The organism is Flavobacterium sp. RSB2_4_14, assembly GCF_051547085.1.
In the GTDB taxonomy this organism is placed as follows: Bacteria; Bacteroidota; Bacteroidia; order Flavobacteriales; family Flavobacteriaceae; genus Flavobacterium.
In genome coordinates, this window is sequence record NZ_JBPTTL010000001.1 from 967,466 (window position 1) to 980,787 (window position 13,322).

Annotated in this window: 15 protein-coding genes and 1 tRNA gene; 12 read left to right on the plus strand and 4 right to left on the minus strand. The window is 32.5% G+C overall.

Annotated elements, in window-relative coordinates:
* The first annotated feature begins 4 nt into the window (after positions 1 to 4).
* The gene (locus ACSVH2_RS04385; protein WP_438091937.1) at positions 5 to 712 is read left to right on the plus strand and encodes a murein L,D-transpeptidase catalytic domain family protein; all 708 of its coding nucleotides are present in this window, start codon (positions 5 to 7) and stop codon (positions 710 to 712) included.
* On the opposite strand, the gene ACSVH2_RS04390 is transcribed toward ACSVH2_RS04385, so the two are convergent.
* The gene (locus tag ACSVH2_RS04390) at positions 701 to 1,144 is read right to left on the minus strand and encodes a GNAT family N-acetyltransferase (RefSeq protein ID WP_438091938.1); all 444 of its coding nucleotides are present in this window, start codon (positions 1,142 to 1,144) and stop codon (positions 701 to 703) included. The two genes, ACSVH2_RS04385 and ACSVH2_RS04390, sit on opposite strands and share 12 nt — an antisense overlap.
* 124 nt (positions 1,145 to 1,268) lie before the next feature.
* Between ACSVH2_RS04390 and ACSVH2_RS04395 the strand changes: the two genes are divergently transcribed.
* A tRNA-Gly gene (locus tag ACSVH2_RS04395) sits at positions 1,269 to 1,341 on the plus strand.
* Positions 1,342 to 1,373: 32 nt separating this feature from the next.
* Here ACSVH2_RS04395 and pepE read toward each other — a convergent pair.
* Positions 1,374 to 2,084 (minus strand): dipeptidase PepE, encoded by a 711-nt coding sequence (gene pepE / locus ACSVH2_RS04400; protein WP_438091939.1) that lies wholly within the window; start codon positions 2,082 to 2,084, stop codon positions 1,374 to 1,376.
* Positions 2,085 to 2,204: 120 nt separating this feature from the next.
* Here pepE and ACSVH2_RS04405 point away from each other — a divergent pair, with 120 nt between their 5' ends.
* The 5 genes from ACSVH2_RS04405 to ACSVH2_RS04425 are packed head-to-tail and all read left to right on the plus strand — an operon-like array spanning position 2,205 to position 6,720.
* Positions 2,205 to 2,966, plus strand: a complete 762-nt coding sequence (locus ACSVH2_RS04405) for a hypothetical protein (protein WP_438091940.1) — start codon at positions 2,205 to 2,207, stop codon at positions 2,964 to 2,966.
* Between the two features lie 18 nt (positions 2,967 to 2,984).
* Positions 2,985 to 3,485, plus strand: coding sequence for a DUF6702 family protein (locus tag ACSVH2_RS04410; RefSeq protein ID WP_438091941.1), 501 nt, complete (start codon positions 2,985 to 2,987; stop codon positions 3,483 to 3,485).
* Positions 3,486 to 3,544: 59 nt separating this feature from the next.
* Entirely contained in the window at positions 3,545 to 5,794 is a 2,250-nt protein-coding gene (locus ACSVH2_RS04415) for a M1 family metallopeptidase (RefSeq protein ID WP_438091942.1), read from the plus strand.
* A gap of 45 nt (positions 5,795 to 5,839) precedes the next feature.
* The gene (locus ACSVH2_RS04420; RefSeq protein ID WP_438091943.1) at positions 5,840 to 6,163 is read left to right on the plus strand and encodes a Sec-independent protein translocase subunit TatA/TatB; all 324 of its coding nucleotides are present in this window, start codon (positions 5,840 to 5,842) and stop codon (positions 6,161 to 6,163) included.
* A complete protein-coding gene (locus ACSVH2_RS04425; RefSeq protein WP_438091944.1) occupies positions 6,163 to 6,720 on the plus strand; it encodes a phosphatase PAP2 family protein in 558 nt (185 codons plus the stop codon). Before ACSVH2_RS04420 ends, ACSVH2_RS04425 begins: the two co-directional genes overlap by 1 nt.
* Positions 6,721 to 6,951: 231 nt before the next feature.
* Here ACSVH2_RS04425 and ACSVH2_RS04430 read toward each other — a convergent pair whose 3' ends face one another.
* Positions 6,952 to 7,593 carry an O-methyltransferase gene (locus ACSVH2_RS04430; RefSeq protein ID WP_438091945.1) on the minus strand — a complete coding sequence of 214 codons (642 nt, stop codon included), beginning with the start codon at positions 7,591 to 7,593 and terminating at the stop codon, positions 6,952 to 6,954.
* A gap of 60 nt (positions 7,594 to 7,653) precedes the next feature.
* On the opposite strand from ACSVH2_RS04430, the gene rlmN reads away from it, so the two are divergent.
* Positions 7,654 to 8,694, plus strand: coding sequence for a 23S rRNA (adenine(2503)-C(2))-methyltransferase RlmN (gene rlmN, locus ACSVH2_RS04435; protein WP_438091946.1), 1,041 nt, complete (start codon positions 7,654 to 7,656; stop codon positions 8,692 to 8,694).
* 59 nt (positions 8,695 to 8,753) lie between these two features.
* On the opposite strand, the gene ACSVH2_RS04440 is transcribed toward rlmN, so the two are convergent.
* On the minus strand, positions 8,754 to 9,584 hold the full coding sequence (locus ACSVH2_RS04440) for a hypothetical protein (protein WP_438091947.1): 831 nt from the start codon (positions 9,582 to 9,584) through the stop codon (positions 8,754 to 8,756).
* Positions 9,585 to 9,688: 104 nt separating this feature from the next.
* On the opposite strand from ACSVH2_RS04440, the gene ACSVH2_RS04445 reads away from it, so the two are divergent.
* The 4 genes from ACSVH2_RS04445 (at position 9,689) to ACSVH2_RS04460 (ending at position 13,312) form a co-directional block, all read left to right on the plus strand.
* A complete protein-coding gene (locus ACSVH2_RS04445; RefSeq protein ID WP_438091948.1) occupies positions 9,689 to 10,669 on the plus strand; it encodes a polyprenyl synthetase family protein in 981 nt (326 codons plus the stop codon).
* A 181-nt stretch (positions 10,670 to 10,850) separates the two neighbouring features.
* Positions 10,851 to 11,423, plus strand: a complete 573-nt coding sequence (locus tag ACSVH2_RS04450; protein WP_438091949.1) for an RNA polymerase sigma factor — start codon at positions 10,851 to 10,853, stop codon at positions 11,421 to 11,423.
* Positions 11,424 to 11,484: 61 nt separating this feature from the next.
* Complete coding sequence (locus ACSVH2_RS04455) at positions 11,485 to 12,207, plus strand: hypothetical protein (protein ID WP_438091950.1); 723 nt, start codon at positions 11,485 to 11,487, stop codon at positions 12,205 to 12,207.
* A gap of 40 nt (positions 12,208 to 12,247) precedes the next feature.
* Positions 12,248 to 13,312, plus strand: a complete 1,065-nt coding sequence (locus ACSVH2_RS04460; protein ID WP_438091951.1) for a hypothetical protein — start codon at positions 12,248 to 12,250, stop codon at positions 13,310 to 13,312.
* Positions 13,313 to 13,322 lie beyond the last annotated feature (10 nt).

Consider the following 13,322-nt stretch of genomic DNA (forward strand, 5'->3'; position numbering starts at 1 on the left):
TTCAATGAATTATAAACATTTCTCCGTATTGTTTTTTCTTTTGCTGATGTCTTTCAGTAGCTTTCCTGATAAAACAAATTCAACAGTTACAGAGGTAGAAACAACCTCAAAAGCAGTTTCTAAAAACACGTCTATTTACAATCAAATAGATGCAAATTCATTTCAAATGCCTAGTTTTGAATGTTTTAATATTGCGCTTGATGGTTTTTATCTTCTTAAAGAAAAAGGACTAGTTCAAAAAAATATTTTAACGCTTGTTGATTTTAGTTTGTCTTCAAATACTAAAAGAATGTGGGTGATTGATTTAGAAAAAAACATTGTTTTGTTTCAAACTTTAGTTGCTCACGGAAGAAATACAGGTGAAGAGTATGCTAAAGAATTTTCAAACAAAGCAGAATCTTACCAAAGCAGTATTGGATTTTATGCTACGGCGGAAATTTATAATGGCAAACACGGCAAATCTTTAAAACTTGATGGTTTAGAAAAAGGATTGAATGATAAAGCCAGAGAAAGAGCCGTTGTAGTTCATGGCGCTGAATATGTATCAGAATCATTTATCAAGCAAAATAAAAGACTAGGAAGAAGCCAAGGTTGTCCGGCTGTTCCAGTTGAATTGAATAGCAAAATAATAGAGGTTATAAAAGATAAATCTTGTTTGTTTATTTATCATCCTTCTGCTAAGCAAGAAATCTTAGCTAGATTAGTTTCCTAATTTTTTGCACATCACATAGTGCATTCCAACTTCCTTGATTTCAAAAGGATTTCCAACAATGGTGTAACCCATTCTTTTGTAAAAGCCAACCGCGTTTACCCTGGCATTAAACCAAATTAGTTTTTTGTTTTGAAGTATCATTTCTTTTTCACAATGCACAACTAATTTTTTGCCGAACCCTTTTCCTTGATAATTTTCTAATACTGCCATGCCTCTTATTTGAGCTTGATTTTTTTCTTCAAAAAGAGAATTATTATTGTCAAATACCGAAATTACACCGAGTATTTTGTCATCTTCAAAAACTCCAAAATGAAGTGTAGTGTCCAAATCATCGCCTTCAAAGTAACAACTTTCAATAGGTTTTCCTTTCCTCAGAACGGGTTGTCTCACGTCAAACGTTTCAGATGATGTAATTTTTTTGAGTATTGGCATTGTATACTTGTGTTAACTAAATGGTTTTGTTTGCGTTATCTTTTTTGAAAATTTACATAGAAATTTTTCTAAAAAAAATTTGCATCAAAAGAAAGTTATTCTTTATATTTGCACTCACAAAAATGCGGAAGTAGCTCAGTTGGTAGAGCTCCAGCCTTCCAAGCTGGTTGTCGCGAGTTCGAGCCTCGTCTTCCGCTCTTAAAGTCTCAAACATTGTTTGAGACTTTTTTTATGCTCCTAAGTAAGCCAAATCCGTTTCGGGTTCTACTTCTGTTGGAGTTTCATTTTGTTTAAAAATTCTTGCTGTTAAATTTCCTTTTAACATTATTTTCGTTCCGGTTACTTCTAGCCAACTTCCTTCTCGCAATCCTACAACCGGAATAGTATTAAAAGCATGAAATTCTTTTATTCTTGTTTCACGCGTTTCACCCATATGTTTACTTTGCAAATCAGCATCAAGATAATGTGGATTTAAATTAAAAGGCAGTAAGCCCAATGTTTTAAAACTTGGCGGATAAATGATAGGCATGTCATTAGTAGTTTGCATGGTCAAACCAGCAATATTACTTCCGGCACTTGAGCCCAAATAAGGCGTTCCGTTTTCAACAACTTTAGCCAAAACTTCCATAACCTTATTTTCATACAACTGCGTAACTAGTAAAAATGTGTTTCCACCACCAGTAAAAATTCCTTCCGCGTTTTGAATCCCTTCAATTGGATTTTTGAATTCATGCAATCCCTTTACGCTTTTATTTATTTTGGCAAAAGCCAAACGAACTGTTGAAGTATAATCATCATGTGAAATTCCTCCCGGACGCGCATAAGGAACAAATAAAATTTCGGCACAATCTTTAAAGTGAATTTCTAATGTTGGCAATAGATATTCAAGATAGTTTCCACCGTGTATAGTTGATGTGCTAGCAATAATTAGTTTTTTCATTTTGAAATAATTCTTTGACCAAATGTACTGTTTTTGTGAATTTTATTTAACAAAATTTTACATGGCATCTATTGAAATTTTCTACATTTTTGATGTTGTTTTCTATTTATTTTAATTTCAATGAGATTCAAAATCCTTTTCTTGTTTTTTTGTATCCAATCTTTTGGGTTTAATCCATCAAATGAATTAGTTTTTTTGAAAGGGAAAGTAGTTTGTTCAGTAAAGAATTTAACCGATGTTAATGTTACTAATCTTCGCTCGGAAACAACAACCATTACAAATGAAAAAGGAGATTATTCGATGTTTGTGAAAATTGGCGATACTTTACAATTTTCTAGTTTACAAATCGTAACCAAAAAAGTAATTATTCAAGAAATAGATTTGTCAAAATCACTCTTTGTGACCTCACTTGAACCTAAAGTTATTCCGCTCAATGAAGTGAAAATAATAGAATATAAAAATATTAATGCCGTTGCGCTTGGCATTCTTGATAAACCTGCCAAAAAATATACTCCAGCAGAAAGAAAACTGGCTGCGGCAGGAGAATTTCATTGGTACAGTCCATTACTTATTCCGTTAGGTGGAATGAGTGTTGATGGATTATTAAACGCCATTAATGGTAGAACAGCGATGCTGAAAAAAGAGGTTGAGGTAGAGAGAAAAGAAATGCTTTTGAAAAAAATAGAATATCAATTCAATCCAGAATATTTTACCGAAAACTTAAAAATCCCTCAAGAATATGTAAAAGGATTTTGGTATTATGCTATTCAAGAACCACGATTAGTAAACGAAATCAATGCCAAAAACAAGAATATGGCGCGATTTATTTTTGCCGAATTAGCCACGAAATATTTAGAATTACTAAACGCTCCAACTGAATAGTTTTGTTATTTTTGAAAGATGAGAAAAATTAGCACGATTGCCTTGTTTATTGTCTTATTCATAGTAACAACCGCTATGATTGATCATCGGTTTTACACAGCTATTTATCAGATTAATTTTGTGCCACAGAAAAAGATGGTACAAATTACAACACGTATTTTTGCTGATGACTTGAATGACGCATTAAAAAATCAATACCATAAAACAACTTTTCTTGGCACTGAAAAAGAAACTCCAGAGGATGTTGTTTTAATGAAAAAGTATCTTTCAGAAAAATTTAAATTTTCAATTAACGGAAAATTTCAAGCTATGAATTTTTTGAGTAAAGAATTGGAAGACAATGTTATTATTTGTTATTATACTATCAAAGACATTCCAAAAATCAATTCCCTAGAAGTAGAAAACTCCATTCTAACTGAAATTCACCCTGAACAACAAAATATTATTCAATTCAATGACAATGGAACTAAAAAGAGTTTATTGTTATCTAGTGAAACATATAAAGGAATGTTAAAATAATTTTCATTTCATTACAACAATCAAAATAATTTTACTTTTACCATCATTATAAAGAGTCTATGAAACTAACAACTACTATTTTATCTTTTTTATTTGTGATTGCAACAAGTGTATCACAAGCACAAGAAACGGCAAAAAAGCCAAGTTCAGATTATAGAAATCCTGATAAATTCAAACAGATGTATGATTTATTGGCAACGCCCAATATGTATCGAACTGCATCTGGTGCGCCAGGTCCAGAATATTATCAGCAACAAGCGGATTATAAAATGGACATTGAACTGGATGATAAAAACCAAAAGTTATATGGTACAGAAACCATAACCTATACAAACAATGCCAAAGAATCATTGGATTATTTATGGATTCAATTGGATCAAAACGAAAAAGCGAGAAATTCAAATTCTCCTTTAGTAGAAAGCAATAAAACAGATCCTGCCTTTTCAACGCAAGCATTTTCAAGAAAATATTTGGAAGAAGATTTTGATGGAGGATTTAATATAGACTATGTAAAAGACTCCCAAGGAAAACCAATGCAATATACTGTTAATCAAACGATGATGCGATTGGAATTGCCAAAGTTGTTAAAACATGGCGAAAAAACATCTTTCTCTATCAAATGGTGGTACAATATTAATAATTATACCATCGATGGTGGACGTTCGGGTTACGAACATTTTGAAAAAGATGGTAATAATCTTTATGTTATCGCTCAGTTTTATCCAAGAATGGCAGTGTATAATGATGTTGAAGGATGGCAAAACATGCAGTTTTGGGGTTCAGGTGAATTTGCTTTGCCTTTTGGAAATTTTGAAGTCAACATTACAGTTCCAGCCGATCATATTCTAGAGGCTACAGGAACTTTATTAAACAGAAGCGAAGTTTTTACAGCCGAACAACTACAGCGATACAAATTGGCTGAAAAGTCATTTGATAAACCAGTAATTATTGCCACTCAGGCGGAAGCAGAGGCAAGAGAAAAAGGATTTTCAACCGCTAAAAAAACATGGAAATTCAAAGCAGAAAATGTTCGTGATTTTGGTATTTCTACTTCAAGAAAGTTCATTTATGATGCTATGGCAGTTCAAACAGGGAAGACAGTTTCTATGGCAATTTCGCTGTATCCAAAAGAAGGAAATCCTCTTTGGGAAGAATATTCAACCCGAATCGTAGCGCATACTTTAAAGAGTTATTCGAGCTTTACTTTTGATTATCCTTATCCAAAAGCCATTTCGATTAATGCAAGAGACCAAGGAATGGAATATCCTATGATTTGTTGGAATTATGGTCGCCCAGATGAAACTGGAAAATATACAGACCAAACCAAATATGGAATGTTAGGCGTGATTTGCCACGAAATTGGGCATAATTATTTTCCAATGATTGTCAATTCAGATGAACGTCAATGGTCATGGATGGATGAAGGATTGAATTCTTTTTTAGAATTTTTAGCAGAGAAATCTTTTGATCCTAATTTTCCTGTTCGCCGCGGACCAGCAAAAAACATTGTTCCTTACATGAGTGGCGATCAAAAAGGATTAGAACCTATTATGACCAACTCAGAAAGCATTCGTCAATTTGGTAATAATGCTTATGGTAAACCTGCAACAGCACTGAATATTCTTCGTGAAACCATAATGGGACATGAGTTATTTGATTATGCTTTTAAAACGTATGCCAACCGTTGGAAATTTAAACATCCAACACCTGAAGATTTTTTCAGAACTATGGAAGATGCATCGGCAGTTGATTTAGATTGGTTTTGGCGTGGTTGGTTTTACAGTACAGATTTTAATGATATAGGAATAAAAGAAGTGAAGAAATACTTTGTAAGTAGCGAACCTACAAAAGAAGTAACCGAGTTCATGAAGACAAGACGTCGTCGTGATTCAAAACCTGGTTCTATGGTCTATATGGTAGCCGAAGGAAGTGAAGATTTTAAATCAGAAATGAATAAACCATTCAAAATAGTTGATTATCAAGCTTTAGACGAGTATGTTAATCAAAATTTTACAGCCGAAGAAAAGGCAAAATTAAACGAGCCAAAGTATTTTTATCAAGTTACTTTTGACAAACCTGGAGGATTGGTAATGCCAATAATCGTAGAACTAACTTTTGAAGATGGCACTACAGAGAATCATTATTTTCCAGCACAAATTTGGAGAAAAAATGATCAAGAAGTTCACAGAACTTTTGCCACCAAGAAAGTCATTTCAAAAATTGTTGTTGATCCAAAATTAGAAACAGCAGATATTGATACGTCTAATAATTCTTGGCCAAAAACAATTGAGAAATCAAAATTTGACTAAGATTACTTTGTAACTTTGCAACTTTAAATTTAGCAATTCAAAAATATGTTTGGAATAGGCGGAGGCGAAATAATATTTATAATTTTCATAGCGTTGATGCTTTTTGGATCAGATAAAATTCCAGAAATAGCAAGGACTTTGGGAAAAGTAATGGCGCAAATGAAAAATGCTACCAACGAAATTAAAAGCGAAATTCAAAAAGGAGCTGAAGCCAACGGAATTGATACATCACTCAAAGATTTAACTTCTTCTTTTTCTTCAGAAGTAGATAAAGTAAAAGAAGGCTTGGACTCTAATTTGACCAATCCAGTTCAAAAAGTAACTCAAGATATTGAGGATTTAACAGGTCCAATAAAAAGACAATTATAATGCTCGAAAAAATCATTCATCTAGATAAAGAGCTTTTTGTTTTTCTAAACGGATTAGGTTCGGAAACTTTTGATGGACTGTGGTTGATGATTACAAAACAATTGTATTGGACACCGTTTTTTTTACTGATTTTTTATCTTTTACAAAAAAAAATAGGATGGAAAAATTTTGGTTTCTATCTGCTTTTCACAGCACTTTTAATCCTTGTTTGTGATCAAACGGCAAATCTATTTAAAAATGGTTTTGAACGTTTACGTCCTTGTAATGATGAAGAAATAAAGGGAATTATAAGAATAGTGAAATCAAGTAAATCGTTTAGTTTCTTTTCTGGACATGCCACAAACTCTATGGCGACAACAGTTTTTGCTTTTATGATATTTAAGAAATATTACAAACACAGTTATTTATTGTTTTTATTTCCTTTGATCTTCGCCTACAGCCGAATTTATTTAGGATTGCATTTCCCTTCGGATATTTTAACAGGATATGTTTTTGGAGCAACTTTTGGGTTTTTAGGCTACAAATTATATCAAAAATATATTCTTAAAAACGCTTAGCGGTTTGATTTATTTATGGTTTCTCGAGTAATGTGATTATAATAAACGACAGGAATAAAATTAGTGTCAGAGTAATGAATACAAACTTGGCTTTTAATTCCCTTTTGAAAATATTTTTCAAAATGCTTTTAAGAATAAGAGTCCATGTTCCACAGAGTAGAACGGCTACGACGACACAAAATACAATAATTTCGATTGATAAGTTTTCGAAGTAAAATTTCATATTGTAAATTAAATAACCCTCGAAACAGTCAAACCATCACGGATTGGCAGTAAAACAGTTTCAACTCTTGCATCATCTTTTAGTAATTGGTTGTATTCCAACAGTATTTTTGTAATGATATCGTTTGGTTTTACTTCTTCTAAAACTTTTCCACTCCATAATACATTATCCGAAAGAATAATTCCTCCTTTGTTCATCATTGGAACAATGAGATGAAAATAATTAATGTAATTTTCTTTATCAGCATCAATAAAAACCAAATCATATTTTTTATTCAAGGTCGGAATGATGTCCAAAGCATCACCAAGATGTTGAATAATTTGGTTAGCCCACGGACTTCTGTCAAAATATTTTCTTTGAAAATCAAACAGTTCTTCTTCAATGTCCAAAGTATCGATGGTGCCATTATCTGCTAAACCTTCGGCTAAACAAAGTGTGGCGTAACCAGTATAAGTTCCTACTTCAAGAATGTGAGTTGGATGAATGATTTTAGAAAGCATACTCAAAACTCTTCCTTGAAAATGACCACTCAACATTCTTGGTTGCAAAATTTTTTGATGGGTTTCTTTATTCAATTGCGCCAATAAATCCGGTTCGTTTTCGGAATGATGGGTTACATAAGTATCTAATTCGTCGGAAAGGAAGTTCATGTTTTTATTTTTTACAAAAATACAAATTAACAACTAATCAAAATACCCTAAATTTGCGCCATGGAAATCGAGAAAAAAGACATTCGAAGTTTATCCAAAGAGCAATTGCGTGATTTTTTTGTGGCCAATGGTGATAAAGCATTTCGTGGCAATCAAGTGTATGAATGGTTGTGGAGTAAAGCGTCACATAGTTTTGAAGACATGACCAATGTTTCTAAAGAAACGAGAACGATGCTCGAAAATTATTTTGTGATTAATCACATCAAAGTCGATACCATGCAACGTAGCGAAGACGGAACGGTAAAAAATGCGGTTCGTTTGCACGATGGACTTATTGTAGAAAGTGTTTTAATTCCAACCAATACCAGAACCACAGCCTGTGTTTCTAGTCAAGTAGGTTGTAGTTTGGATTGTAATTTTTGTGCCACAGCGCGTTTGAAAAGAATGCGAAATTTGGAACCAGGAGAAATCTATGATCAAGTCGTGGCTATTGATAGAGAAAGCCGATTGTATTACAACCGACCATTGTCTAACATCGTATTTATGGGAATGGGCGAACCGTTAATGAATTACAACAACGTGATGAAAGCCATTGACATGATTACATCAGAAGAAGGTTTAGGCATGTCACCAAAACGAATTACTGTTTCTACTTCAGGAGTTTCAAAAATGATAAAAAAAATGGCTGATGATGAGGTAAAATTCAAATTAGCGGTTTCATTACATTCTGCTATTGAAGAAACTAGAAACCGAATTATGCCGTTTACCAAAAACTTCCAATTGCCCGAATTGAAAGAAGCATTGCAATATTGGTATCAAAAAACCAAAAGTAAAGTGACTTATGAATATGTGGTTTGGAAAGGAATTAATGATGATAAAGCTTCGATTGATGCCTTGGTGAAATTTTGCAAATATGTACCTTGTAAAGTCAATTTAATCGAATACAATCCCATCGATGACGGCGAATTTCAGCAAGCGTCTGATACTGCTATCGATAATTATATAAAAGAATTATCAAAATATGATATAGTTGCAAAAGTGAGAAGAAGTCGCGGAAAAGATATTGATGCAGCTTGTGGGCAATTGGCAAACAAATCATAAAAAAACTCCTTTTGTGTTTAAATACAAAAGGAGTTTTTCTTTTAGGAGTAAACCAAATTTTAATTTCCTAAAGTTATGGTTGTAGTTTCACCATTAACAGTTAAAGTAGCTTGGTTATCACATTCGCCATTACCATAATCTAGAACAGCAGTATTGTTATTTCTAACGATATTTACAACACCACTTACAATATGAGGACAACCGGATTCAGCTCTCAAAGGAGTTGTAATGGTTGAGCTTTGTGTTCCATTAGGAAAAGTAGTTGACCAACTTCCAGAAATTGAAAACACATTATCCATCCAAATCATTGGTGTTCCAAAACCTTCAATCATTTCTCGTACTCTATTCCCAACTCTGTGATAGCTATTTCCATTAGGGAAAGTCACAGTCATGTCGATAGACATTGTAGCTACAGGATGTGGTTGTGCTAAGGTATTTGTGGTTTGAAATGTTCTAACAACGGTTCTGTTTCCCTCAATCAAGATGTTATTGTGATGGAAATTTACAAAACTATAACTTATGGTGTGTGAAGGCGTGTCAAAGTTTAAGCTACCACTCACAATAATAGTTCCATCTAAAACATTTCCATTTGGCAATTCACAATTGTCAAAAGTTATGGTTCTAGTCCAAGTTGTTTCTGTTAATTCAATAGTAACAGTAGCACATGGTGGTAATGTTTGTATGCTATTTTCACTTGTTCTTCCTGAGTTAGGATTAGCCTGAAGTGAGAATTGATCTTCAATAATTTTGGATACATCTTCAGTAACTATGTCAATTTTGGCACTAACTTTAGCATCACTCATTTCAGATGACGTGTTTTTGTCATCATTGCTACAACTTAAGATAAACATTGATAATGTCAATCCTAATACTAAGTTTTTAATTTTCATATTTATTATTTTTAAGTTCAAGTATTTGAATGATTTTTTTTTAAAAGGTTTAATCAAATGTAATTATTTTTTTCAAAGACTTCAATATTGTATCTTTGAAATCGATGAACATCACCGCGCAAATAAAACAACCTATACAAGAGGAAATGGAGCTTTTCGAGAAAAAGTTCTTTGAATCCATGACCTCAAAAGTGGCGCTACTCAATCGAATTACCTATTATATTGTAAATCGAAAAGGAAAACAAATGCGTCCTATGTTTGTTTTTCTGGTTGCCAAAATGATTTCTGAAAAAGCGGAAGTCAATGAGCGAACATATCGCGGCGCTTCGGTGATTGAGTTAATTCATACAGCAACATTAGTTCACGACGATGTTGTAGATGATAGTAATAGACGTCGCGGATTTTTCTCTATCAATGCTTTATGGAAAAATAAAATAGCCGTTTTAGTTGGCGATTATTTATTGTCCAAAGGATTATTACTTTCAATAGATTACGGCGATTTTGATTTACTCCGTATCATTTCTATAGCTGTACGAGAAATGAGCGAAGGCGAATTACTCCAAATTGAAAAAGCACGCCGATTAGACATTGTAGAAGAGATTTATTATGAAATCATCCGCAAAAAAACAGCCACATTAATAGCTTCGTGTTGTGCGCTTGGTGCCAAATCAGTTTCCGAAGATGAAGTTCAGGTAGAAGCGATGCGAAAATTTGGCGAACTCATTGGAATGGCGTTTCAAATAAAGGACGATTTGTTTGATTATACCGACGATGCCATTGGAAAACCAACAGGAATTGACATCAAAGAGCAAAAAATGACATTGCCTTTAATTTATGCTTTAAACAATTGTTCAGATAAAGAAAAGAGTTGGTGTATTAATTCCATCAAAAACTACAATAAGGATAAAAAACGCGTCAAGGAAGTCATCCAATTTGTAAAAGACAAGAATGGCTTGCATTATGCAGAAGAAAAAATGGTGCAATTCCAACAAGAAGCACTTCAAATACTTGATAGTTTCCCAAATTCTATCTATAAAGACAGTTTAGTTTTAATGGTTAATTATGTAATTGACAGAAAAAAATAATTTTTTCAAAAAATAATTTAAGCTGTAAAGTATTGAATTTATTGAGTTTTTCAATTTTTTTTGGAGTAAAATAAATTTTTTAAAAATCCTCATGCAACTTTTTATCAACTATTCTCGTCTATGCTAATAGAACTCAATTATTAATTTAATATTCTAAAAATTTAAGCGGTCTGATATTCTAATGAAGGTTATTAACTTACATAAAGATGAAAAAGAATTAATCGAACTAGCTGTCGAAAATAACCGACATGCACAGCATCATATTTATTCCAAATTCGCTCCCAAAATGCTAAGTGTTTGCCGTCAATATATAAAAGACTTACATCAAGCAGAAGATATTATGATTACTGCTTTCATGAAAGTTTTTACTAGTTTAAAAAATTTTGAACACAAAGGTAGTTTTGAAGGTTGGATTAGAAGAATAATGATTAATGAATGTATTTCATTTATTAGAGTTCAGAAAAAAGTAAAGTTCATTGAAGATGAGAATTATTACGAAGAGACACATAACAATATTGAAAGCCAGTTTTCAGTAGAAGATATTCAGTTTTTGATTGACAGTTTGCCTGAAGGTTACAAGATGGTTTTTAATCTTTATTGTATTGAAGGGTTTAAACACCAAGAAATAGCAACACTATTAGGCATTAGCGAAGGAACTTCGAAGTCACAATTATCACACGCTCGAAAAATGTTGCAGGATAATGTTACCAAACTAAAAAATTTTGAAATGAGCATATCAAAAAGAAATCAATAAAAAAGTTATTTGATTAGCGAATTCAATGAGACCAAAAAGACAATATTAAAGACGAATTAAAATGGAACCGAATAAAATAGAAAAACAGTTCAGAGACAAGTTGAACGCTAGAGAAATTCAACCGTCAGCCCAAGCTTGGGACAGATTGGATGCAATGCTTTCTATAGCCGAAGAAAAAAAAACAAGAAAACCTTTTGGCTTTTTGTTTATAGCTGCCAGTATTTTGGTTTTCGTAACACTTGGTTTGTTTTTATTCAATCAAAATGGCATAGAAGTTAAACCAGAAAATAGTGTTGTTGGTACTGAAACAGAAAAAGATACAGTTCAAAATTCAGTAACGGATTCTCAAAAAACAATAGTTGAAGCACCAAAAGCAAACGAAGTTGTTGCGTCAACGAGTAATCAACCTGAAACCCGCAACCCGCAACCCGCAACTCGCAATTCTCAACTTTCGACAAATAATATAATAATAAAGGATAAGGAAATTGAGTATCAAAATTCATCAGATGTTGCTCAAAAAGATTTACCAAAAATTATGGAGCGAAAAGAAATTATGTTAACTAAAGAAATTAAAGCAAAGTCAGATGATAATTTATTGGCCGATTTAGACAAAACGATTAAGCAATCAGCCAATACAAAATCAGCCATAAAAGTCGATGCAAAAAGTCTGCTTTCTCAAGTGGATGGTGAAGTCGAATTATCCTTTAGAGAAAAAGTTTTTACCAAAGTAAATAAAAATTATAAAGAAGTTAAAGTGGCTTTGGCCAACAGAAATAATCAGTAACAAAGAGTTTTCAATCATTAATCAAATTAAATCAAACATCATGAAAAATTTTACCCTTTACATTGCACTTTTAGCTTGTCTTTTGGCGAGCAAACTTTCAGCACAAGACACCTTTGAAGCTAAGGCAAAAGCCATAGCAGAAAAAATTGAAAGTATTACCAAAGAAGAAAAAGCAGCTCTAAAACTAGAAATCGAGTCTGTGAACAAAGAACTAGAAGCAGGAACTATTACGAATGAACAAGCAGATGAGAAAAAACTAAAATTTGCAGAAACACGTTCAAAAAATATCGAAACACGCGTTGCTGTTGAGCAACAAAAACTAGAAGAATTGGTTAATCAAAAAGTTGAAGGAAAAATAAAAGAAGAAGAGTTCAAGCCAAATACTTTTGAGGTTTTTTTCTCAAAATCATCTGGGAAAAATAAAGAAAAATATCAAAAACGTCGCGACTCAATCGCTAGAACTTCTGAAAGAAGAACAACATCACAATTCGTTTTTGCTATGGGTGTAAATAATTTAGTTACTGATGGTGCTGTTGCCAATTCAGATTATAAATATTGGGGTTCTCATTTCTACGAATGGGGAGTTACAGGAAATACTAGAATTTTCAAAAATGATAATTTATTGCATTTGAAATATGGAGTATCATTGATGTACAATAATTTGCGCCCAACAGATAATAGAGTTTTTGTAGCTAATGGAAGTCAAACAGACTTAGTTGAATTTCAATATAATCTTGATGATTCGCGTTTTAGAAATGTATTTATCACAGCACCGTTACATTTAGAATTTGATTTTACTAAAGCAAAAAATGATGATGGAAAAACTATTTTCAGAACCCACAAAAGTGTTCGCTTCGGAATTGGTGGTTATGGTGGATTTAGATTAAAATCAAAACAAAAATTATGCTTTGAAGTCGATGGAAATAACGTAGATACTAAAGAAAAAGGAGATTTCAACGTTAATGATTTCATTTATGGTCTAAGTACTTACATTGGTTACAAACAAACTAGTTTGTATTTAAAATACGATTTAAATCCATTGTTTAAAGACAATGCAATAGATCAAAATAACATTTCACTTGGTGTACGTTTTGATTTTAATTAAGAATGTTTAG

What these genes read in the sequence shown, in the direction of transcription:
- ACSVH2_RS04450 (WP_438091949.1), top strand. Translation starts at nt 10,851, where the DNA reads ATGAAGGTTATTAACTTACATAAAGATGAAAAAGAATTAATCGAACTA.
- rlmN (WP_438091946.1), top strand. Translation starts at nt 7,654, where the DNA reads ATGGAAATCGAGAAAAAAGACATTCGAAGTTTATCCAAAGAGCAATTG.
- ACSVH2_RS04425 (WP_438091944.1), top strand. Translation starts at nt 6,163, where the DNA reads ATGCTCGAAAAAATCATTCATCTAGATAAAGAGCTTTTTGTTTTTCTA.
- ACSVH2_RS04415 (WP_438091942.1), top strand. Translation starts at nt 3,545, where the DNA reads ATGAAACTAACAACTACTATTTTATCTTTTTTATTTGTGATTGCAACA.
- ACSVH2_RS04460 (WP_438091951.1), top strand. Translation starts at nt 12,248, where the DNA reads ATGAAAAATTTTACCCTTTACATTGCACTTTTAGCTTGTCTTTTGGCG.
- ACSVH2_RS04405 (WP_438091940.1), top strand. Translation starts at nt 2,205, where the DNA reads ATGAGATTCAAAATCCTTTTCTTGTTTTTTTGTATCCAATCTTTTGGG.
- ACSVH2_RS04410 (WP_438091941.1), top strand. Translation starts at nt 2,985, where the DNA reads ATGAGAAAAATTAGCACGATTGCCTTGTTTATTGTCTTATTCATAGTA.
- ACSVH2_RS04440 (WP_438091947.1), bottom strand. Translation starts at nt 9,584, where the DNA reads ATGAAAATTAAAAACTTAGTATTAGGATTGACATTATCAATGTTTATC.
- pepE (WP_438091939.1), bottom strand. Translation starts at nt 2,084, where the DNA reads ATGAAAAAACTAATTATTGCTAGCACATCAACTATACACGGTGGAAAC.
- ACSVH2_RS04445 (WP_438091948.1), top strand. Translation starts at nt 9,689, where the DNA reads ATGAACATCACCGCGCAAATAAAACAACCTATACAAGAGGAAATGGAG.
- ACSVH2_RS04390 (WP_438091938.1), bottom strand. Translation starts at nt 1,144, where the DNA reads ATGCCAATACTCAAAAAAATTACATCATCTGAAACGTTTGACGTGAGA.
- ACSVH2_RS04385 (WP_438091937.1), top strand. Translation starts at nt 5, where the DNA reads ATGAATTATAAACATTTCTCCGTATTGTTTTTTCTTTTGCTGATGTCT.
- ACSVH2_RS04420 (WP_438091943.1), top strand. Translation starts at nt 5,840, where the DNA reads ATGTTTGGAATAGGCGGAGGCGAAATAATATTTATAATTTTCATAGCG.
- ACSVH2_RS04430 (WP_438091945.1), bottom strand. Translation starts at nt 7,593, where the DNA reads ATGAACTTCCTTTCCGACGAATTAGATACTTATGTAACCCATCATTCC.
- ACSVH2_RS04455 (WP_438091950.1), top strand. Translation starts at nt 11,485, where the DNA reads ATGGAACCGAATAAAATAGAAAAACAGTTCAGAGACAAGTTGAACGCT.